21 protein-coding genes are annotated in these 21510 nt (G+C 64.7%); 17 read left to right on the forward strand and 4 right to left on the reverse strand.

Features of this window, described 5'->3' with window-relative positions; translation table 11 throughout:
* The first annotated feature begins 262 nt into the window (after nt 1–262).
* The 14 genes from AC1RWI_RS24575 (at nt 263) to dmpG (ending at nt 11789) form a co-directional block, all read left to right on the forward strand.
* Nucleotides 263–481, forward strand: a complete 219-nt coding sequence (locus AC1RWI_RS24575) for a phenol hydroxylase subunit (RefSeq protein ID WP_043356097.1) — start codon at nt 263–265, stop codon at nt 479–481.
* A 77-nt stretch (nt 482–558) separates the two neighbouring features.
* Nucleotides 559–1554, forward strand: coding sequence for an aromatic/alkene monooxygenase hydroxylase subunit beta (locus tag AC1RWI_RS24580; RefSeq protein ID WP_492869309.1), 996 nt, complete (start codon nt 559–561; stop codon nt 1552–1554).
* Between the two features lie 10 nt (nt 1555–1564).
* Entirely contained in the window at nt 1565–1837 is a 273-nt protein-coding gene (locus tag AC1RWI_RS24585) for an MmoB/DmpM family protein (RefSeq protein WP_492869311.1), read from the forward strand.
* 83 nt (nt 1838–1920) lie between these two features.
* Nucleotides 1921–3435 (forward strand): aromatic/alkene/methane monooxygenase hydroxylase/oxygenase subunit alpha, encoded by a 1515-nt coding sequence (locus AC1RWI_RS24590; protein WP_492869313.1) that lies wholly within the window; start codon nt 1921–1923, stop codon nt 3433–3435.
* Nucleotides 3436–3467: 32 nt separating this feature from the next.
* On the forward strand, nt 3468–3827 hold the full coding sequence (locus AC1RWI_RS24595) for a phenol hydroxylase subunit P4 (RefSeq protein ID WP_043356090.1): 360 nt from the start codon (nt 3468–3470) through the stop codon (nt 3825–3827).
* A gap of 15 nt (nt 3828–3842) precedes the next feature.
* A complete protein-coding gene (locus AC1RWI_RS24600) occupies nt 3843–4910 on the forward strand; it encodes an NADH:ubiquinone reductase (Na(+)-transporting) subunit F (protein ID WP_492869315.1) in 1068 nt (355 codons plus the stop codon).
* Between the two features lie 13 nt (nt 4911–4923).
* Complete coding sequence (locus tag AC1RWI_RS24605) at nt 4924–5271, forward strand: 2Fe-2S iron-sulfur cluster binding domain-containing protein (RefSeq protein ID WP_043356087.1); 348 nt, start codon at nt 4924–4926, stop codon at nt 5269–5271.
* 97 nt (nt 5272–5368) lie between these two features.
* Nucleotides 5369–6301, forward strand: coding sequence for a catechol 2,3-dioxygenase (locus AC1RWI_RS24610; RefSeq protein ID WP_043356086.1), 933 nt, complete (start codon nt 5369–5371; stop codon nt 6299–6301).
* 144 nt (nt 6302–6445) lie between these two features.
* Nucleotides 6446–7900: a 2-hydroxymuconic semialdehyde dehydrogenase gene (locus tag AC1RWI_RS24615; protein ID WP_043356084.1), complete on the forward strand. Its 1455-nt coding sequence runs from the start codon at nt 6446–6448 to the stop codon at nt 7898–7900.
* Between the two features lie 8 nt (nt 7901–7908).
* Nucleotides 7909–8691: a 2-oxopent-4-enoate hydratase gene (dmpE, locus tag AC1RWI_RS24620; RefSeq protein WP_492869318.1), complete on the forward strand. Its 783-nt coding sequence runs from the start codon at nt 7909–7911 to the stop codon at nt 8689–8691.
* 32 nt (nt 8692–8723) lie between these two features.
* Entirely contained in the window at nt 8724–9512 is a 789-nt protein-coding gene (gene dmpH / locus AC1RWI_RS24625; protein ID WP_492869320.1) for a 2-oxo-3-hexenedioate decarboxylase, read from the forward strand.
* Nucleotides 9513–9540: 28 nt separating this feature from the next.
* A complete protein-coding gene (thmT, locus tag AC1RWI_RS24630) occupies nt 9541–9750 on the forward strand; it encodes a 2-hydroxymuconate tautomerase (protein WP_492869378.1) in 210 nt (69 codons plus the stop codon).
* A gap of 20 nt (nt 9751–9770) precedes the next feature.
* Nucleotides 9771–10715: an acetaldehyde dehydrogenase (acetylating) gene (locus AC1RWI_RS24635; protein ID WP_043356079.1), complete on the forward strand. Its 945-nt coding sequence runs from the start codon at nt 9771–9773 to the stop codon at nt 10713–10715.
* Between the two features lie 24 nt (nt 10716–10739).
* Nucleotides 10740–11789 (forward strand): 4-hydroxy-2-oxovalerate aldolase, encoded by a 1050-nt coding sequence (dmpG, locus tag AC1RWI_RS24640; protein ID WP_492869323.1) that lies wholly within the window; start codon nt 10740–10742, stop codon nt 11787–11789.
* 101 nt (nt 11790–11890) lie between these two features.
* Here dmpG and AC1RWI_RS24645 read toward each other — a convergent pair whose 3' ends face one another.
* Nucleotides 11891–13699, reverse strand: a complete 1809-nt coding sequence (locus AC1RWI_RS24645; RefSeq protein WP_492869325.1) for a methyl-accepting chemotaxis protein — start codon at nt 13697–13699, stop codon at nt 11891–11893.
* A gap of 162 nt (nt 13700–13861) precedes the next feature.
* Between AC1RWI_RS24645 and AC1RWI_RS24650 the strand changes: the two genes are divergently transcribed.
* On the forward strand, nt 13862–14077 hold the full coding sequence (locus AC1RWI_RS24650; protein WP_492869327.1) for a hypothetical protein: 216 nt from the start codon (nt 13862–13864) through the stop codon (nt 14075–14077).
* Nucleotides 14078–14230: 153 nt separating this feature from the next.
* On the opposite strand, the gene AC1RWI_RS24655 is transcribed toward AC1RWI_RS24650, so the two are convergent.
* The 3 genes from AC1RWI_RS24655 to AC1RWI_RS24665 form a co-directional block, all read right to left on the reverse strand.
* Nucleotides 14231–15043, reverse strand: coding sequence for a MetQ/NlpA family ABC transporter substrate-binding protein (locus AC1RWI_RS24655; protein ID WP_492869329.1), 813 nt, complete (start codon nt 15041–15043; stop codon nt 14231–14233).
* A gap of 466 nt (nt 15044–15509) precedes the next feature.
* A complete protein-coding gene (locus AC1RWI_RS24660; RefSeq protein ID WP_043356075.1) occupies nt 15510–16784 on the reverse strand; it encodes an O-acetylhomoserine aminocarboxypropyltransferase/cysteine synthase family protein in 1275 nt (424 codons plus the stop codon).
* A 122-nt stretch (nt 16785–16906) separates the two neighbouring features.
* The gene (locus AC1RWI_RS24665) at nt 16907–17875 is read right to left on the reverse strand and encodes an aliphatic sulfonate ABC transporter substrate-binding protein (protein WP_492869331.1); all 969 of its coding nucleotides are present in this window, start codon (nt 17873–17875) and stop codon (nt 16907–16909) included.
* Between the two features lie 680 nt (nt 17876–18555).
* Between AC1RWI_RS24665 and cyoA the strand changes: the two genes are divergently transcribed.
* Both cyoA and cyoB read left to right on the forward strand, forming a co-directional pair.
* Nucleotides 18556–19524 carry a ubiquinol oxidase subunit II gene (cyoA, locus tag AC1RWI_RS24670; protein ID WP_043356073.1) on the forward strand — a complete coding sequence of 323 codons (969 nt, stop codon included), beginning with the start codon at nt 18556–18558 and terminating at the stop codon, nt 19522–19524.
* Between the two features lie 8 nt (nt 19525–19532).
* Entirely contained in the window at nt 19533–21509 is a 1977-nt protein-coding gene (cyoB, locus tag AC1RWI_RS24675; RefSeq protein WP_492869333.1) for a cytochrome o ubiquinol oxidase subunit I, read from the forward strand.
* Nucleotide 21510 lies beyond the last annotated feature (1 nt).

Here is a 21510-nt window from a genome sequence, read left to right on the forward strand (position 1 = left end):
CCCTTCCCTGTTGCATCGCCGCAGCCTTGCGGCGATGCACTCGGCTTCCCCGCAAACCGCCACCCGGCGCGGCCTTTCATCATTTGGTCAAATTCCGTCTCGCACTTGATCAATTGATTGAGCCGCGGCGCATGCGCAGTTCCGGGTAAACGCGAAACCCGGCGCGGCCCGAATCCCGGCGCGCCTTGTGGCGCCGTCGTTTGCGCCAGCTGGCACGCTCTTCGCAATAGAGGCCATACAGCCCACGCGAAGGAGCAGCGTCATGATCAACCAGTCGGTCCCCTTGTTTGAAGCCTCGCCCCGCTTTGTCCGCGTTGATGGCCGCACGCCCGAGGGCTTCGTGCAGTTCGCGTTCAGCGTGGCGGACCCCGAGCTCAATGTCGAGCTGATCATGCCCGAGCCGATGTTCGAGGCCTTCTGCAGCGTCAACCGCGTGCACTTCTTGCCGCCGGAGATTACCGCGCCCGATCAGGACGACTGAGCAGGGCCAGCCCCCGCGCACCGGACCACGCACCCGTTCCACCCACATAAAAACAGCAAGACCCAGGAGACCAAGCGATGCAAGTCGATATCAAGACCCAGCAGATCCAGCCGCTGCGCCAGACCTACGGCCATGTGGCGCGCCGCTTCGGCGACAAGCCCGCCTCGCGCTACCAGGAGGCCACCTACGATGTGCAGTCGGAAGTCAATTTTCACTACCGCCCGACCTGGGACCCGCAACACGAGATCTACGACAAGCGCCGCACCGCGATCGTGATGGCGGACTGGTACGCGCTCAAGGATCCGCGCCAGTACTTCTACGGCGCCTACGTGACGGCGCGCGGCCGCCAGCAGGACGCCACCGAGAAGAGCTTCGCCTTCGTGGAAAAACGCGGCCTGCTGCAGGCGCTGCCCGCCGAATGGCAGGACCGCCTGGCCGACGGGCTGCTGCCGCTGCGCCACGTGGAGTGGGGCGCCAACATGAACAACTTCTACTGCGCGGACTATGGCTGGGGCACGGCCATCACCCAGGCCTGCACCTACTGCGCGATGGATCGCCTCGGCATTGCCCAGTACCTGTCGCGCATCGGCATGCTGCTCGACGGCAACACTGGCGTGGCGCTGGAGCGGGCCAAGGTGGCCTGGATGGAGAGCGCCGCGTGGCAGCCGATGCGACGCTTTGTCGAGCGCAGCTTTGTGATCGAGGACTGGTTCGAGACCTTCGTTACCCAGAACCTTGTGCTCGATGGGCTGCTGTATCCGCTGGTGTACCAGCACGCCGACGCGGCCATCGTGCGCGCCTGCGGCACCGGGCTGGCGGTGCTGACCGAGTTCATGAACGACTGGCGCGAGGAGCACGCACGCTGGGTCGACGCGGTGATCCAGACCGCCGCGGCGGAGTCCGATGCCAATCGCATGCTGCTGTCGGGCTGGGCCCGCGCCGCGCGTGCGCAAGCGGCCCAAGCGCTGGTGCCGGTGGCCGACACCTTGCTGGGCGAAGGCGGCGAGCAGGTGGTGGCGCTGTGCCTGGAGCAGTTCGACGTGCGTCTTGACAAGCTTGGCCTTGCCGCCTGAGGAAACCGCCATGACCGCCAATGTCTATATCGCGCTGCAAAGCAACGACGACACCCGTCCCATCATCGAGGCCATCACCGAGGCCAACCCGCATGCGGTGGTGTCGCAGTTTCCCGCCATGGTGAAGATCGACGCGCCGGGACACCTGACGATCCTGCGCGAACTGGTCTCCGAAAAACTCGGGCGCAACTGGGACCTGCAGGAGATCCACCTGAACCTGATTTCGCTGTCGGGAAACATCGACGAAGACGACGACACCTTCACCCTGCGCTGGAACACCTGATACGGCTGATACGGCTGATACGGCCGGTACGGCTGAAGCACGCCGAAAGCACGCCGAAAGCAAAAACAACGGAGACAGACAACATGGACGCACGCAAGAAGCTCAACCTGCGCGAGAAGTACGCCACGATGACGCGCGACCTCGGCTGGGAAACCACCTACGAGCCGATGGACAAGGTCTTTCCCTACGACAAGTACGAAGGCATCAAGATCCATGACTGGGACAAATGGGAAGACCCGTTCCGCATGACCATGGACGCCTACTGGAAGTACCAGTCGGAGAAGGAGCGCAAGCTGTACGCGATCATCGATTCGTTCGTGCAGAACAACGGCCACCTCAACGTCTCGGACCCGCGCTACCTGAACGCGCTGCGCCTGTTCCTGACCGGCGTGACGCCGCTGGAGTACGCGGCGCACCGCGGCTATGCCCACCTCGGGCGGCACTTCCGCGGCGCCGGTGCGCGGGTGGCGGCGCAGATGCAGTCGATCGACGAGCTGCGCCACGCGCAGACCCAGATGCACACGCTGTCGGTCTACAACAAGTACTTCAACGGCTTCGGCGAATGGCAGCATATGCATGACCGGGTCTGTTACCTGTCCGTGCCCAAGTCCTACTTCGAAGACGCCATGAGCGCGGGCCCGTTCGAGTTCATCACCGCGATCTCGTTCTCCTTCGAGTATGTGCTGACCAACCTGCTGTTCATGCCCTTCATGTCGGGTGCGGCCTACAACGGCGACATGGCCACGGTGACCTTCGGCTTCTCGGCGCAGTCCGATGAATCGCGCCATATGACGCTGGGCCTGGAAGTGGTGAAGTTCCTTTGCCAGCAGGACCCGGACAATATCCCCATCCTGCAGAAGTGGCTGGACAAATGGTTCTGGCGCGGCTTTCGCCTGCTTACGCTGGTCGGCATGATGATGGACTACATGCTGCCCAAGCGCGTGATGTCGTGGGCGCAAGCCTGGGAGATGTACTTCGAGCAGGCCGGCGGCGCGCTGTTCAAGGACCTGGAGCGCTACGGCCTGCGCATGCCCAAGTACCACGAGGTGGCCACCAAGACCAAGGACCGCATCACCCACGAGGCCTGGGGCACCTTCTACAACTACGCGGCTGCGGCCGGCTTCCATACCTGGGTGCCCAAGCAGGACGAGATGGCCTGGCTGACGGAGAAATATCCCGACACCTTCGCGCGCTACTACAAGCCGCGCCTCGATTGCTGGCAGGAGCGCCAGCAGCAAGGGGAGCGCTTCTACAACGCCACGCTGCCGATGCTGTGCCAGACCTGCCAGATCCCGATGGTGTTCTCGGAGCCGGACGACCCCACCCAGACCTGCTACCGGGAGAGCAGCTACCACGGCATGCGGTTCCACTTCTGCTCGGACGGCTGCAAGGACATCTTTGACGGCGAGCCGCAGAAGTACGCGCAGGCGTGGTTGCCCGTGCACCAGATCTACCAGGGCAACTGCGGCGGCGGATCGCTGGACGACGTGCTCAAGTGGTACCGCATCAACCCAGGTGCGGACAACCTGGATTTCGAAGGTTCGCAGGATCAGAAGAACTGGAACGCCTGGAAGGGCGTGCCGGGTGCGGCTGCCTGAGCGGCCGGCATACAAGAGATAAGGAGACCACCATGTCCGTCGTATCCATTGGCCCTTACGCGTTCGAGCCCGCCGACCGCGAAGCGGTGTTCCACGGCAACCGCCTGCTCTATATCGGCTGGGATCGCCACTTGCTGTTCTGTGCCCCGCATTGCCTTCCCTTGCCGCCGTCGATGCGCCTGCGCGAGGTCGTGGAGAACGTGCTGCCGGGCGTCTACGGCTATCACCCCGACTTTGCCCGCATTGACTGGACCCGCGTGGCGTGGCTGCGCGGCAGCGAGCCCTGGCAGCCAGACCTCGACCGCACGCTGGAAGAGAACGGCCTGGGCCACAAGGCGGTGATCCGGTTCCGCACACCGGGGCTGGATGGCATCGGCGGCAGTGGCAGCTAAGACAGGAGAAAAAAGATGTATTCCCTGACCATTGAACCGATCGGGCAGACCATCCCCATCGCACCGGGCCAGACCGTGCTGGATGCTTGCCTGCGCAACGGTGTGTGGCTGCCGCACGCCTGCTGCCACGGGCTGTGCGCCACCTGCAAGGTGCAGGTGGTGGAGGGCGAGTTCGAGCACGGAGAGGCCTCCAGCTTCGCGCTGATGGACTTCGAGCGCGACAGCGGGCAGTGCCTGGCCTGCTGCGCCACCGCGCAGTCCGACATGGTGATCGAGGCCGATATCGAGGAAGACGCCGACTCGCTCGGCCTGCCGCTGGCCGACTATCGTGCCGAGGTGGTGGAGGCCCGCGCGCTGACCCCCACCATCCGCGGCATCTGGCTGCGCGTGAAGGGCGGCGCCGCGGCTGCCTTCCAGGCCGGCCAGTACCTCAACCTGCATGTGCCGGGCTGCGACCAGCCGCGCGCGTTCTCGCTGGCCAACCGTCCGGGTGACGACCTGGTGGAACTGCATGTGCGGCGGGTGGAGGGCGGGCAGGCCACCGGCTACCTGCACGACCGGTTGTCGGTGGGCGACGAACTCGGATTCTCCGCGCCTTATGGCCGCTTCTTCGTGCGCAAGTCAGCGCAAAAGCCCATGCTGTTCCTGGCGGGCGGCTCGGGCTTGTCCAGCCCGCGCGCCATGATCCTGGACATGCTCGCCGCCGGCGAGACGCTGCCGATCACGCTGGTGCAGGGCGCGCGCAACCGCACGGAGCTGTACTACGACGAGGCGTTCCGTGCACTGGCCGGTGCGCACCCCAACTTTCGCTATGTGCCCGCGCTCTCCGACGAACCGGCGGGCAGTGGCTGGGATGGCGCGCGCGGCTACGTGCATGACGTCTTGCACGGCCTTTACGCCGATGGCGCTACCGCCGACTTCCGTGGCCACAAGGCCTATCTGTGCGGCCCGCCGCCGATGATCGAAGCTTGCATCCGCACGCTGATGCAGGGCCGGCTGTTCGAGGAGGACATCCACACCGAGAAGTTCATCTCGGCCGGCGACGCACAGGACAGCGCGCGCAGCCCGCTGTTCAAGATCTGATGGAGGGTGCGGCATGCATACCGTCGAGATCGCGGGAAGCGGCCAGTGCTACCCCTGTGCGCCAGAGCAGAGCCTGCTGCGCGCCATGGAAGCCCTGGGCAAGCGTGGCATTCCCGCTGGCTGCCGGGGCGGCGGCTGCGGAGTGTGCAAGGTGCGCATCGAGGCTGGCCGCTACCACACCGGCAAGATGAGCCGCGCCTGCCTGTCGGAGGCGGAGGAGGGGAGCGGGTTTGTGCTCGCCTGCAAGGCCTTCCCCGACAGCGATATCCGCCTGCAGCCGGTGGCGTTGCTGCAGCGCTGCCTGGACAAGCAGCGGGCGCGGCAGGACGCAGCGCAAGAGCAGTTGAACAAGCAGCAATAAATGCAGCAATGAATGCAGCAATGAACGCAGCAATGAACGCAGCAATGAACGCGGCAATAAAAGATGGACCAATAACCCCATCATCAAGGAGACAGTCATGGCATTGACAGGCGTATTGCGCCCGGGGCACGTGGCACTGCGCGTGCTGGAACTCGAACCGGCGCTCAAGCACTACACCGAGGTTCTCGGACTGATCGAAACCGCGCGCGACGACAAGGGCCGCGTCTACCTGAAGGCCTGGGACGAGCACGATCACCACAGTGTGGTCCTGCGCGAGGCCGACAGCCCGGGCATGGACTACATGGGCTTTCGCGTGGATAGCGGCCGCACGCTGGAATGGCTGGCGCAGGAGGTGGAGCAATCCGGACTCGCTTCGGACTTCCAGTGGATTCCTGCCGGCGAGCATCCGCGCACCGGCGTGCGGTTTCGTTTCACCATTCCCACGGGACATGCCATCGAGCTCTTCGCTGACAAGGACAAGCTGGGCTGCCTGACCGGCGACAGCAATCCCGACCCGTGGCCGGACGACCTGCGCGGCATGGCGCCCAGCCGCTTCGATCATTGCCTGCTGTACGGCGACGACCTGGATGGCACCGTCAGGCTGTTTCGCGACGTGCTTGGCTTCACGCTGGCCGAGGAGGTGGTCGCCGGCCCCGGCAAGATGATGATCGGCGCCTTCCTGACGTGCTCCAACAAGGCGCATGACATCGCCTTCATCCGGCATGCGGAGAAGAACAAGTTCCATCACGCCTCGTTCAACCTGGACAACTGGGGCGAAGTGCTGAAGGCCGCCGACATTATTTCCAAGAAGGACGTGTCGCTCGATATCGGGCCGACGCGCCATGGCATTACGCGCGGCGCGACGATCTATTTCTTCGATCCATCGGGCAACCGGAACGAGGTCTTTTCTGGCGGCTATATCCACTATCCGGACAAGCCGACCATCACATGGACCGACAACGAACTGGGCAAGGCGATCTTCTATCACGACCGCAAGCTGAACGACGCGTTCCTGAATGTACTGACCTGATCGCCAGCGCGACGACTTCTCCGATGCCGCATGTTTGCTCCCCTCTCCCGCAAGCGGGAGAGGGGAGCAAGGCGAAAGACGCAGGCCGAAAGACAAAAGACAGCAAGGCAAGGCGGCGCACCCTGCCGCACCAAGCGAGACAACATGAAAGAGTTCAAGAACTTCATCAACGGCGAATGGGTGGCCACCAACCGCCGGTTCGACGACCGCAACCCGGTCGATAACAGCCTGATCGCCCGTGTGCACGAAGCCGGGCAGGCCGAGGTCGATGCGGCGGTAGCCGCGGCAAAGCAAGCGCTGAGGGGGCCGTGGGGCAAGATGACCGTGGCGCGGCGCGTCGAGATATTGCACGCGGTGGCTGACGGCATCAACCGCCGCTTCGACGACTTCCTGCAAGCCGAGATCGCCGACACCGGCAAACCGCACTCCCTCGCCAGCCATGTCGACATCCCGCGCGGCGCGGCGAACTTCAAGGTGTTCGCCGACCTGATCAAGAACGTGCCCACCGAGAGCTTCGCCATGGCCACGCCGGACGGCGGCGAGGCCATCAATTATGCGGTGCGCTCGCCGCGCGGCGTGATCGGCGTGGTGTGCCCGTGGAACCTGCCGCTGCTGCTGATGACCTGGAAGGTTGGCCCGGCGCTGGCTTGCGGCAATACCGTGGTGGTCAAGCCGTCCGAGGAAACCCCCGCCACGGCCACTTTGCTCGGTGAGGTGATGAACGAGGCCGGCGTGCCGCCGGGCGTCTATAACGTGGTGCACGGCTTTGGCCCGGATTCCGCTGGCGCCTTCCTGACCGCGCACCCGGATGTGAACGGCATCACCTTCACCGGCGAGACCCGCACTGGCGAGGCCATCATGAAGGCGGCCGCCAATGGCGTGCGCCCGGTTTCGTTCGAGCTGGGCGGCAAGAATGCCGGCATCGTCTTCGCCGACGCGGATTTCGACAAGGCCGTGGCCGGCATCACCCGCTCGGCCTTTGAGAACAGCGGCCAGGTTTGCCTGGGCACCGAGCGCGTCTATGTGCAGCGGCCCATCTTCGCGCGCTTCGTCGCGGCGCTCAAGGCCAGGGCCGAGGCCTTGCGCATTGGCAGGCCGAATGACGAGGGCGTCAACATGGGCCCGCTGGTGTCGCTGGAGCATCGCGACAAGGTGCTGTCCTACTACCGCAAGGCGGCGGATGCGGGCGCTACCGTGGTCACCGGCGGGGGGGTGCCCGAGATGCCCGGCGCGCTGGCCGAAGGCGCATGGGTGCAGCCCACCATCTGGACCGGCCTGCCGGAGGACGCGGCGGTGATCCGCGAGGAGATCTTCGGCCCCTGCTGCCATATCGCGCCGTTCGATACCGAGGAGGAAGCCATCCGACTCGCCAACGATACGCCTTACGGCCTTGCCGCCACCGTGTGGACGTCCGACCTGGGCACCGCGCACCGCATGGGCAGCGCGCTGGAGGTAGGCATCTGCTGGATCAACGCATGGTTCCTGCGCGACCTGCGCACCGCCTTCGGCGGCGCCAAGCAATCCGGCATCGGCCGCGAGGGCGGGGTGCATTCGCTGGAGTTCTATACCGAGCTGCGCAATGTGTGCGTGAAACTTTGAGGCAGGCCATGAAATCCGAAGATATTCTTGAGATTGGTGCGAGCCTGCATCAGGCGCTGGATCAACGCCAAGCCATCGCCCCGCTGACCGAGCGCTACCCCGAACTGTCCATCGACGACGCCTACCGCATTCAGTTGGCCATGGTGCAGCACCGGCTGGACGCCGGCGAGCGCGTGATCGGCAAGAAGATCGGCGTGACCAGCCGGGTGGTGATGGACATGCTCGACGTGCGCCAGCCGGATTTTGGCCACCTGCTGTCCGGCATGGTCCACGCAGACGGCGCCGCCATTGCCGCCAACACGCTGATCGCACCCAAGGCCGAAGGGGAAATCGCTTTCGTGCTCAAGGAAGACCTGGAAGGTCCCGGCGTGACCAACGCCGATGTGCTGCGCGCCACCGCCTACGTGCTGCCGTGCTTCGAGATCGTCGACTCGCGCATCCGCGACTGGAAGATCCGCATCCAGGACACCGTGGCGGACAACGCATCGTCCGGTGTGTTCGTGCTGGGCGACGCCGCCGTGGACCCGCGCGGCCTTGACCTCGGCACCGTTGGCATGACGCTGGAGAAGAACGGCGAGATCGTCGCCACCGGCGCGGGCGCCGCCGCGCTCGGCCACCCGGCCAACGCCGTGGCGTGGCTGGCCAATACGCTGGGCCGCCTCGGCATCGGGCTGAAGAAGGGCGAGGTGATCCTGTCCGGCTCGCTGGCCGCGATGGTGCCTGTCCAGGCTGGCGACCAGCTTCGCATCAGCCTGGGCGGCATCGGCTCCGCCGGCGTGCGCTTCGTTTGATCGGATTTCATCTACCAGCCCAGGACAACGCCATGAACCTCACCCAAGACACCATCCGGCAACTTGCCGAGCACCTGGAGACCGCCGAGCTCAACCGCGAGCCGGTGCGCAAGATTACCGATACCCATCCCGAAATGGACTGGGAGGATGCCTACGCCATCCAGGACGCGATCCGGGCGCGCAAGCAAGCGCGCGGCACCCGCATTGCGGGCCTGAAGATGGGGCTGACCTCGTTCGCCAAGATGCGCCAGATGGGCGTGACGGATCCGGTCTACGGTTTCCTGACCGACTACGGCGCCTGCATGGACGGTGGCGCCATCGATACCGCATCGCTGATCCATCCCAAGGTGGAGGCGGAGATCGCCTTCGTGCTCAAGCATCCGCTCAAGGGGCCGGGCTGCCATATCGGCGACGTGCTGGCCGCCACCGATTTCGTGCTGCCGGCGGTGGAGGTGACCGACTCGCGCTATGAGAACTTCCGTTTCGACCTCAAGAGCGTGATCGCCGACAACACGTCGTCGGCACGCTTTGTCGTCGGCGGCACGCATCGCAGCGCCGAGGGAATCGACCTGAAGAACCTCGGCGTGGTGCTGGAGAAGAACGGTGAAGTGGTCGCCACCGCCGCCGGCGCCGCCGTGCTCGGCCACCCGGCCAGCAGCGTGGCCATGCTGGCCAACATGCTTGGCGCACGCGGGCGCGAGCTGCCGGCGGGCACTTTCATCATGACCGGCGGCGTGACCGAGGCCATCGCGGTGGCGGCCGGCGACAGCATCACGGTGCGCTACCAGCATCTGGGCACGGTGTCGATGCGCTTCGTTTGAACCGAACCAGAACCGAACCAGAACCGAACTGAGCAGGAGAAACACCATGCCCATCATGCAAGTCTTTTTGATCGAAGGCCGGACCGATGAACAGAAGGCCCGCCTGATCCGGGCGCTGACCGACGCCGCCGTGGAATCGATCGGCGCGCCGGTGGAGTCGGTGCGGGTGATGATCACCGAAGTTCCCAATACGCAATTCGGCATCGCGGGCAAGACCGCGAAAGAACTCGGCCGCTGAAGCGGCAACGGAGAGTCAGCATGGACATGAAAACAAGCGGCAAGCACAAGGTAGCCATCATCGGTTCGGGCAATATCGGCACCGACCTGATGATCAAGGTCATGCGCAACGGGCGGCAACTGGAGATGGGCGCGATGGTTGGCATCGACGCCGCCTCCGACGGCCTGGCCAGGGCCGCGCGGCTGGGCGTGCCCACCACGGCCGAGGGCATCGAAGGCCTGGTGAGGATGGCCGGCTTTGGCGATATCCGCATCGCCTTCGACGCCACCTCGGCCGGCGCCCACGCGCATCACAACCAGATCCTGCAGCAGCACGGCATCCAGGTGATCGACCTGACCCCGGCCGCGATCGGGCCGTACGTGGTGCCGGTGGTCAACCTGGACCAGCAGCTCGGGGCCAGCAATATCAATATGGTCACCTGCGGCGGCCAGGCCACCATCCCGATGGTGGCGGCGGTGTCTCGCGTGGCCAAGGTGCATTACGCGGAGATCGTGGCCTCGATCTCCAGCAAATCCGCCGGGCCGGGCACGCGCGCCAATATCGACGAATTTACCGAGACCACCAGCCAGGCGATCTGCTCGGTGGGCGGCGCGGCGCGCGGCAAGGCCATCATCGTGCTGAATCCGGCCGAGCCGCCGCTGATGATGCGCGACACGGTGTTCACGCTGTCCGAGGACGCCGACGAAGCGGCGATAGAGGCCAGTGTGCAAGCCATGGCGAAGGCGGTGCAGGCCTACGTGCCCGGCTACCGGCTCAAGCAGCGGGTGCAGTTCGAGCGCATCGATCCGTCCGCGCCCTTGAATATCCCGGGGCTGGGGCTGATGAGCGGGCTCAAGACATCGATCTTCCTCGAAGTGGAAGGTGCCGCCCATTACCTGCCGGCTTATGCCGGCAACCTCGACATCATGACCAGCGCCGCGCTCGCCTGCGCCGAGCGCCTGGCGCAAACACGGCTGGCCGCGTAAGCGGCGGGCCCACGGAGACAAGACATGACTAAGCAAGCCACGCAGAAGAAACTCTATATCTCGGACGTCACGCTGCGCGATGGCAGCCATGCCATCCGCCACCAGTACAGCCTGGACGACGTGCGTCGCATTGCCGCGGCGCTGGATGCGGCCAAGGTGGACTCGATCGAAGTCGCGCATGGCGACGGGCTCGCCGGCTCCAGCTTTAACTACGGGTTCGGCGCGCATACGGACCTTGAGTGGATCGCGGCGGCGGCAGAGACCGTCCGCCATGCCAAGGTAGCCACCTTGCTGCTGCCCGGCGTGGGCACCGTGCACGACCTGCGCGCCGCGTTCGACGCCGGCGCGCGCGTGGTGCGGGTCGCCACGCACTGCACCGAGGCGGATGTCTCGCGCCAGCATATCGAGTACGCGCGCAACCTGGGCATGGACACGGTGGGCTTCCTGATGATGAGCCACATGACCACGCCCGCCGCGCTGGCGCAGCAGGCCAGGCTGATGGAAAGCTACGGCGCCGAGACCGTCTACGTGGTGGATTCCGGCGGCGCGCTCAATATGAACGACGTGCGCGAGCGCTTCCGCGCCTTCAAGGACGTGCTCAAGCCGCAGACCCAGACCGGCATGCACGCACACCACAACCTGAGCCTGGGCGTGGCCAACTCCATCGTCGCGGTGGAAGAAGGCTGCGACCGCATCGACGCCAGCCTGGCCGGCATGGGCGCCGGCGCCGGCAACGCGCCGCTGGAGGTGTTCATCGCCGCCGCTAGCCGGCTCGGGTGGAACCACGGCTGCGATCTCTACACGCTGATGGACGCCGCCGACGAGATCGTGCGGCCGCTGCAGGACCGCCCGGTGCGCGTGGACCGCGAGACCCTCGCGCTTGGCTACGCGGGCGTCTATTCCAGCTTCCTGCGCCACGCGGAGGCAGCCGCCGGGCGCTATGCGCTGAAGACCGTGGATATCCTGGTGGAACTAGGCCAGCGCCGCATGGTGGGCGGGCAGGAAGACATGATCGTCGACGTGGCGCTGGACCTGGTGGCGCGGCGTGCGGCGAGGGCGGAAATCGCCGCCTGATACACCTTCATGCCAACGAGGCCGCCCGCGGTCTCCACCATGCGCGTCCTCGGGGCTGCACGTGTCGTTTGATCACGTTGCGAGGGGTGGCTCCCAGGACCTCACCCCAGCCTGAACTGCCCCACGACCCCCGCCAACGCGCCGGCCTGCCCCTGCAACGCCTCGGCCGCCGCAGTGGATTGCTCAACCAAAGCCGCATTCTGCTGCACCATCTGATCCAGCTGGCCAACGGCCAGGTTCACCTCCTGGATGCCCCGGGTCTGCTCCTGCGCGGCATTCGTGATCTCGGAAATAATGCTGGTCACCTTGTCCACGTTCCCGACGATCGCATTCATCGTGTCTCCGGCGCGGCGTACCTGCCCGGAGCCGGACACCACGCTGTCGACGGTGGTCTCGATCAGTGTCTTGATCTCCTTTGCAGCCTGCGAACTGCGCTGCGCCAGCCCGCGCACCTCACCGGCAACCACGGCAAATCCACGGCCCTGCTCGCCGGCGCGCGCCGCTTCCACCGCAGCATTCAGCGCAAGGATGTTGGTCTGGAATGCAATGCCTTCGATCACTCCGATGATGTCGGACACCTTGACCGAAGCCCGTTCGATCTCACTCATGGTCTGAATGGCCTCGCCAATGGCGGCGCCACCACTGCCTGCGACCTGAGAGGCCGCGATCGCGGACGCATCGGCCTGCTTGGCCGATATGGCAGACTGGCTCACGGTCGCGGTGATCTGTTCCATCGACGCCGCCGTTTCTTCCAGGCTCGCCGCAGCCGATTCAGTTCGCCGCGAAAGGTCGATGTTTCCAGCCGCGATCTCGTCCGCGGCAGCATGTACAGATGCACTGGCATCCCGAATCTGGCGCATCACGCTGACCAGCTTCTCGGCGAACGCGTTGAACGCCTGCGCAATCTGCGCTACCTCATCGGAGCCATTGGCTGGCAGGCGGCGCGTCAGGTCGCCATCCCCGCTACCGATATCGCGCATGGCGTCGCGAATCACCGACAGCCTTCGGAACGAAACCGCCGTCACCCCGGCGACGATGGCGGCCGCAACGCCAGCGATCACGATCAGCACGAACACCGATGCCATCAGCATGGAGCGCATGCCTGCGGTCGCCTCGCCCTGGTCCAGCGCGATCACGGCGATCCAGTCCGTGCCGGGCACGCCGCGCGCCCGCAGCAGCTTGGGCGCATTGTCCACCTCGACCTGCAACGGCGCCTTGGCGCCTTCGAGCGTTGCGAGCTTGTCGAGCGCCAGCGCAGGCATCAAATCGGTCACGGGCTTGAGCGTGAGCTTGTCGTCCTGGTGGGCGACGATCTTGCCGTCCTTTGTCACCAGCACGCCGAAGCTGGCGGGTGTGGGGTGGATGGCCTTGATGTTGGCGATGACGCTGTCCATGGACACGTCGCCGGCTACCACGCCCTTGAGCGCGCCGTCGCGCAGGATGGGCACGGCAAAGGTCACGACCAGCTTGCCGCTGCTGGCGGCCACGTAGGGTGGCGTGACCACCGGCTTGCCGGCGGCCACGGCCTGCTTGTACCAGGGGCGGGACGTGGGATCGTAATTGGGCCGCAGGCCTTCGGTATCGGAAAACCGGTGGGACTTGTCGGGAAAACCGATGTAGGTCATGACGAAGCCGCCTGCGCTGCTGACCTGCTTGAGCGCGGCGATGGCGGCGTTGGTATCGGGCTGCGTTGCCGCGTCCTGCAGCGAGTCGATCATCTGCATGTGGCTTGCCACCCAGTCGGCGATGGCGCCGACGTGGCCGTTCTGCACGGCGGCCAGGTTGCTGTCGATGGCGTCGTCGCTGTACGAACTGGCCACCACGTGATTGATAACGGCGTTGGCAATGAGTGCGACCATGACGATGGCCACGGATAGGGCCACGATGCGCGCGCGGAGGGAGGACAGCATAGTTGGATCTTTTTTGTTTGGCTCGTCGGGCGGATAGCTCTTGGAGCGGTGGGGGCGAAGGGTCCTGGCTCGCTCTTACGGCATTGTTGCCGGCGAATTTAGGACCGCCGGGCGGTCTATTTTCAAAGTGCGAAGAGCGCCATTCGGATATCCGGATAAAGCGTGATCTGGCTGTTCGGATATCCGGATGCCCGGCTTTTCCAGGTGTTTGGCATCGAAGTGGTGCGTCTGTTGGCATGGGCGGAGCCTGCCTCGCGCAAAAAAAGAAAGGCCTCCGAAGTGGAGGCCTATCGTCTTATCGTCTTTGTCAGGTCGTGGTCCGCGCGTGAGAGCGCTGTGTCTTTTCGCCCATCGAGCGCATGGAGCTTCACCCGTTAACGTGGTGGCAAGTGGCGGCAAGCCAATGGTCCGGAGGGTGAAGCGCACCGCCACACAGGCGTGCCGATATGCATGGTGGCGTGGCAAAAAAAAGAGCCCCGCGTGGGGCTCCATGGCGGCGCCGCGCAATCGGTGCACGGCATGCGGCCCGGCTCAGCGCTGATAGGCCGGCGGCAGGAACCCGGCAAAGCGTTGCTGCGTGGTCGCCTTGAATTCCGGCGACTGGTAAGCCTCGCGGATGTCCTTGACGAACGGCTTGCCGGTGTCCGCGGTGCGCACCGCAACCAGGTTCATGTAGTAGTCGGGAATCTTCTCCAGGCTCAGCGCTTCGGTCAGCTTCAGGCCGGAGGACAGCGCGAAGTTGCCATTGACGAAGGCGAAGTCCACGTCGTCGAGCGAGCGCGGCAGTTGCGCGGCTTCGAGCTGGATCAGCTTGAGCTTGTTCGGGTTGCCTTCGATGTCGCGCTCGCTGGCGCGGATCGGGTCGGTGCCGGCCTTGAGCGTGATCCAGCCGATCTGCTGGAGCATGGCGATGGCGCGTGCCAGGTTGGACGGATCATTCGGCAGCGACACCGACGCGCCCGGCTTCACTTGCGTCAGCGACTTGTGCTTGCGGCTGTAGATGCCGATGGGGGCGGTGGGGACCTGGATGACTTCGGACAATTGCAGCTTGCGGTCGCCGGAGAACTTCTTCAGGTAGGCCACGTGCTGGAAGGCATTGGCGTCGATGGCGCCATCGGCCAGCGCCAGGTTGGGCTGCACGTAGTCGCTGAACTCAACGATAGTGACCTTGTAGCCCTTTTTCTCCAGCAGCGGCTTGATGCCGTAGCGGATCTGGTCGGAGTAGGGGCCAGCGGTGGCGCCGAAGCGGATTTCCTTCTTGTCCGGATCAGCCGCGCCGGCCGTCTGGATCACGCCGAGCGCGAGCGCCGCGGCAATCAGTCGAATTCCGAAACCCAGTTTCATCTAAAGCTCCCCGTATTGTTTGTGTGCATCGTGGCTTACCGGGATGGCGGCAAGCAAGGATGCCCATTGTAGGGAAGTGCATACGTTCAAGGAACGAGTTATAACGCATGGTCTTATAACGCACTTGCATATGCCTGCAAGCGGGTTTGCAGGCGCTTTTGTGACGCTAACGGCCGTTGTGTCGCGGCATATGCATATGCAATCGGGTAGTAGTTGCGGGATAACCCGTATTGCGGTTATGATGGAACTGTCTCCTCCAATCCCACCAAGGAATTGGATTCGCGCCCGCCTCATTGGTGGGCGTTTTTATTTGTGCTGTCGTGCTGGAAAACACCACGGGCTCCGCTTCCAGTGGCTCCTAGCTAAGCCACCCCTCTCCCCGGCCCTCTCCCCCTGAGGGGAGAGGGAGAGACAGCCGTCGTCATGGCGCGCGGCTTTGGCCCGCTCGGCGGCTTCGGCAAATGCCTCAGGCTGCGGCCAGCGCGCGCTCCAGGTCTTCCAGCAGGTCGTCGATATGCTCGATGCCGATCGACAGGCGCACCATGTCTTCGCTGACGCCAGCGGCCTTGAGCTCGGCGGCGTCGAGCTGGCGGTGCGTGGTGGAGGCCGGATGGGTCGCCAGCGACTTGGCGTCGCCGATGTTGACCAGGCGGGTGAACAGTTGCAGGGCGTCCAGGAAGCGCGCGCCGGCTTCGCGGCCGCCGCTCTTCAGGCCGAATGACAGGATGCCGGGGCCGCGCCCGCCCAGGTAGCGCTGCACCAGCGCATGGTCCGGGTGCTCCGGCAGGCCGGCAAAGTTGACCCACTCCACCTTGGGGCTGGCCTTCAGGTGGCGTGCGACAGCCAGCGCGTTCTCGGTGATGCGGTCCAGGCGCAGCGCCAGGGTCTCGATGCCTTGCAGGATCAGGAAGGCATTGAACGGCGACAGCGCCGCGCCGGTATTGCGCAGCGGCACCACGCGGGCGCGGCCGATGTAGGCGGCGGCGCCGAGCGCTTCGGTGTAGACCACGCCGTGGTACGACACATCCGGCTCGTTCAGGCGCTTGAAGCGCGCCTTGTGCTCGGCCCACGGGAACTTGCCGCTATCGACAATGGCGCCGCCCACGCTGTTGCCGTGGCCGCCCAGGTATTTGGTGAGCGAGTGCACGACAATGTCCGCGCCATGCTCGAACGGACGGCACAGGTAGGGCGAGGGCACGGTGTTGTCCACGATCAGCGGGATGCCGTGGCTATGCGCCACCTTGGCGATGGCTTCGATATCGACGATGTTGCCCAGCGGGTTGCCCACCGACTCCACGAAAATCGCCTTGGTGCGCGCATCCACCAGGTCACCGAAGGCGGCCGGGTTGCGGCCGTCGGCAAAGCGGGTCTCGATGCCGGACAGCGGCAGCGTGTGCGCGAACAGGTTGTAGGTGCCGCCGTAGAGCTGGCTGGCCGAGATGATGTTGTCGCCGGCCTCGGCGATGGTCTGGATGGCATAGGTGATGGCCGCCATGCCGGACGCCAGCGCCAGCGCGCCCACGCCGCCCTCGAGCGCGGCCAGCCGCTGCTCCAGCACGTCGTTGGTGGGGTTCATGATGCGGCTGTAGATATTGCCGGGCACCTTGAGGTCGAACAGGTCGGCGCCGTGCTGCGCGTTGTCGAACGCATACGCAACGGTCTGGTAGATCGGCACGGCCACGGCACGCGTGGTGGGGTCCGGGGAGTAGCCGCCGTGAACGGCGATTGTCTCGATTTTCATGATGTCGTTGTCTTCTTGTTGGAATAAATACGCTCAGGAGCGGGCATGGTAGCAGTGGTGGTTCGCGTGTGTCATCCGGGGTGGACCGCGCGGACCCGCTCCGGATTCGGGCATAGGCCCCCTTACTGGCCGGCCAGGGGGAAGCTCGCCTGCCAGACGTTGTCCTTGACCTTGACGGCGGTGGGGATCAGTTTCTGCTCATGGAACAGGTCGGCCACCCGCTGCTGGGCGGCGATCACCTCCGGCGTCACCGGGGTGGCGCCATACGGCACGCGCTTGAGCCAGGTCTTCACGACCTGCGCGTCCAGGCCCACGGCAGGCGCGAGCAGGGCGGCTGTCTCGCCGGGGTTCTTCACCACCCACAGGCCGGTCGCGCGTAGTTGCTCCAGGATGGCATTGACCACTTGCGGCTGCGCCTTGACGAAGCCGTTGGCGGCTTCATAGAAGTTGAAGGGGGAGGGCACGCCTTCATAGTCGGCGATGGTGCGCACCTTCAGCGCCTTTTGCGCCAGCGCGTAGTACGGGTCCCAGACCACCCAGGCGTCCACGTTGCCGCTCTCGAAGGCGGCGCGCGCATCGGCGGGCGGCAGGTAGATCGGCTGGATGTCCTGCAGGGCCAGCCCATGCTTGTTCAGCAACTGCACCAGCAGGTAGTTGGAACTGGAGCCTTTTTGCAAGGCGATGCGCTTGCCGCGCAGGTCGGCCACCGAGCGGATGGGCGACGTCTCCAGCACGAACAGCGCCTCGTTGGTCTTGCCGCCCGGCTCTGCGCCCACGTAGACAAAGTTGGCGCGCGCCGCCTGGGCGAACACTGCCGGCGGCGCGCCGGTGTAGCCAAAGTCGATGCCGCCGGCATTGAGCGCCTCCAGCAACTGCTGGCCGGCGGGGAATTCCTTCCACTCCACCTTGAAGCCGAGCGGGGCGAGTTTTTTCTCCAGCGAGCCCTGCGCTTTGAGCACGGCCAGCAGGCCGGCCTTCTGGTAGCCCACGCGGACCGACGCGTCGGCGGCATGGCCGGCGGCGGACCAGGACAGCGCGGCGATGGCCAGGGCGCGGCCGACGACGGGTAGCCATTGACGGAAAGGATGCATTGCGATGTTCTCCGAAGTCGATGATGCGGTAGCAAGGGTCTGGGGTAGGGATGCGGCCCTATGGTTGCGAAATCGCGCGAGGAGGGGAACGAAGGTTATTGCATTTGGATAGAACCGCGGCGGGCGCCGCGCGGTGGCAAGCACGTTTCGGCGGTCCGTGGCATCCTGTTTTCCCGCCGCATTGCCGGCCGCACGCGCGTTGCGGTTTGTGCAGCTGCTTTCAAGGGAGCGCACCCCTGCGACACCTTGCCGCAGTCAAAAATGTCTCGGCTTAATTGGGTGTTGCCAGTGAGATGACGGAAGAAGCTGCATTGTCCGATTTTCCGAACAGTGTGTTCCGGATCACGGGTTTACCCTCAATGCTGCGATGCGGTAGATTCCCGGCCACGATGTCTGACGTACCGCGAACCTCACCCGAACACCCTGCTTGCCCACCAGGCAAGCTCGCCGGGCTGCGCCACGCCGACGTCCTGCTGTGTGGTCCGCCGCAGTCCCACTTTGATCCGTCCCACAAGGACCAAGCCAGGCTGCCGCTGATCGGCGCGTCCCCCGGCACACCGGTCGCTTGACCCGGATCTGACCCAGTTTCCCCCAAGCCTTAAGCCTGCCTCTTGCTCCCGCATCTGGCAGCAAAATCACGCCGCGCCGTCGCTGCCGTGGCCAACTCAACCAGTCGTGACATGAAGATACCCAAACTTCCGCGTTGGACGCGGCTAATGCCTTGCGCCGCCCTGCTCTTGCTGGCCGGATGCAACATGGCCGTGCTAGATCCGAAGGGCCAGATTGGCGCTGACGTCAAAAACATCATCCTGATCGCGACCTGGCTGATGTTGCTCGTGGTGGTGCCGGTGATCGTGCTGGTCTTCACCTTCGCCTGGAAGTACCGCGCCAGCAACAAGTCGGCCCGCTACGAGCCGGACTGGTCCCACTCGACCGGGATCGAAGTCGTGGTCTGGCTGATTCCCTGCCTGATCATCCTGGTGCTGGGCATCATCACGTGGAAGTCCTCGCACGACCTGGACCCCTACAAGCCCATCGAATCCAACGTCAAGCCGATCACCATCGAGGCGGTTGCGCTGAACTGGAAATGGCTGTTCATCTATCCGGACCTGGGCATCGCCACGGTCAACGAGATCGCGTTCCCGGTGAACACCCCCGTGAACTTCAAGATCACGTCGGATTCGATCATGAATTCCTTCTTCATCCCGCAACTGGGCAGCCAGGTGTACGCCATGGCGGGCATGGAGACCAAGCTGCACCTGATCGCCAGCGAGACCGGCGCGTTCGACGGCATGTCGGCCAACTACAGCGGCGGCGGCTTCTCGGGCATGAAGTTCAAGGCCAGGTCGGTGTCGAACTTCGACTTCGAGGCGTGGGTCAAGCAGGTCCGCGCCTCGTCGAGCCAGCTGACCCTGGCTGACTACAGCGCGCTGGCCAAGCCCAGCGAGGCGAATCCCGTGGCGCTGTACGCCAAGGTCGATCCGCAGCTGTACCACGGCATCCTGCACAAGTACATGGACGGCGCCGGTGGCGCTATCGCCGGCAACGGCACCTCGTTTGGTCCCGTCTGCACCTCGCGCAACACCCTCGGCGTGAGCCAGGTGTCCATGGCCGCGCCCGCTACGCCGGCGCCGGGCTCGAATTCCTAGGAGTAGAGATGTTTGGCAAATTGAGTTTGGATGCCATCCCGTTCCACGAGCCCATCATCATGGGCACGTTGACGATGGTAGCGCTGGGTGGCGTGGCGCTATGCGCGCTGATCACCTATTTCGGCAAGTGGAAATGGCTGTGGAACGACTGGTTCACTTCGGTCGACCACAAGAAGATCGGCATCATGTATTCCGTGGTTGCGCTGATCATGCTGCTGCGCGGCTTTGCCGACGCCATCATGATGCGTACCCAGCTGGCGTTGTCCACCAACGGCTCGCCGGGCATCCTGCCGCCTGAGCACTACGATCAGATCTTCACCGCCCACGGCGTGATCATGATCTTCTTCGTGGCGATGCCGCTGATGACGGGCCTGATGAACCTGGTCGTGCCGCTGCAGATCGGCGCGCGCGACGTGGCCTTCCCGTTCCTCAATACGCTGAGCTTCTGGCTGTTCGTTGCCGGCGCGATGCTGGTCAATGTCTCGCTGGGCGTCGGCGAGTTCGCGCGCACCGGCTGGCTGGCCTATCCGCCGCTGTCCGGCATTGCGTACAGCCCTGGCGTGGGGGTGGACTACTACCTCTGGAGCTTGCAGATCTCGGGCCTGGGCACCTTGCTGACCGGCGTCAACTTCCTGGTGACCATCCTCAAGATGCGCGCCCCGGGCATGACCCTGATGCGCATGCCGGTGTTTACCTGGACCGCGCTGTGCACCAACGTGCTGATCATCGCCGCGTTCCCGGTGCTGACCGTCACGCTGGGCCTGCTGGGCCTTGACCGCTACCTGGGCATGCACTTCTTCACGAACGAAATGGGCGGCAACGCCATGATGTACGTGAACCTGATCTGGATCTGGGGCCACCCCGAGGTGTACATCCTGGTCCTGCCGGCATTCGGCATCTTCTCGGAAATCATCTCGACGTTCTCCGGCAAGAAGCTGTTCGGCTACAAGGGCATGGTCTACGCGACCTGCGCCATCATGGTGCTGTCGTTCCTGGTCTGGCTGCACCACTTCTTCACGATGGGCTCCGGCGCCAACGTGAATGCGTTCTTCGGCATCACCACCATGATCATCTCCATCCCGACCGGGGTGAAGATCTTCAACTGGCTGTTCACCATGTACCGCGGCCGTGTGCAGATGACCACGCCCGTGCTGTGGACGCTGGGCTTCATGGTCACCTTCGTGATCGGCGGCATGACCGGCGTGCTGATGGCAGTGCCGGCGGCTGACTTCGTGCTGCACAACAGCCTGTTCCTGATCGCCCACTTCCACAACGTGATCATCGGTGGCGTGCTGTTCGGCTACATCGCCGGCATTACCTACTGGTTCCCGAAGGCGTTCGGCTTCAAGCTCGACGAGCGCCTGGGCAAGTACGCGTTCTGGTGCTGGATCATTGGTTTCTACCTGGCCTTCATGCCGCTGTACGCGCTGGGCTTCATGGGCATGACCCGTCGCCTGAACCACACCGACAATCCGGCGTGGAACCCGTACCTGTACGTGGCAGTGATCGGCGCCGCGTTTGTCGGCCTGGGCATCCTGTTCCAGGTCCTGCAGATCGTGGTCAGCGTGCGCCGCCGCAAGGAACTCCTCGACGTGACGGGCGACCCCTGGGGTGGCCGTACGCTGGAGTGGGCAACGTCGTCGCCGCCGCCGTTCTACAACTTCGCGCACACCCCGGTGGTGCGTGACCTGGACGCGTTCGCCGACATGAAGGCGCGTGGTGAAGTGCCGCAGCAACAAGCGCACTACGAGCAGATCCACATGCCGAAGAACACCGGCGCCGGCTTCTACATCGGTGCCTTCAGCCTGGTGCTGGGCTTTGCCCTGACCTGGCATATCTGGTGGCTGGCGGCGGTAGGCCTGGTTGGCATGATCGTCAGCTTTATCTTCCGCAGCAACGACGACCACATCGACTACTACGTGCCCGCGCACGAAGTCCAGGCGGTCGAAACGAGCCATTTCCAGCGCATTGCGTCACAGGCCTGAA

The organism is Cupriavidus sp. MPR-AND1C, assembly GCF_058809705.1.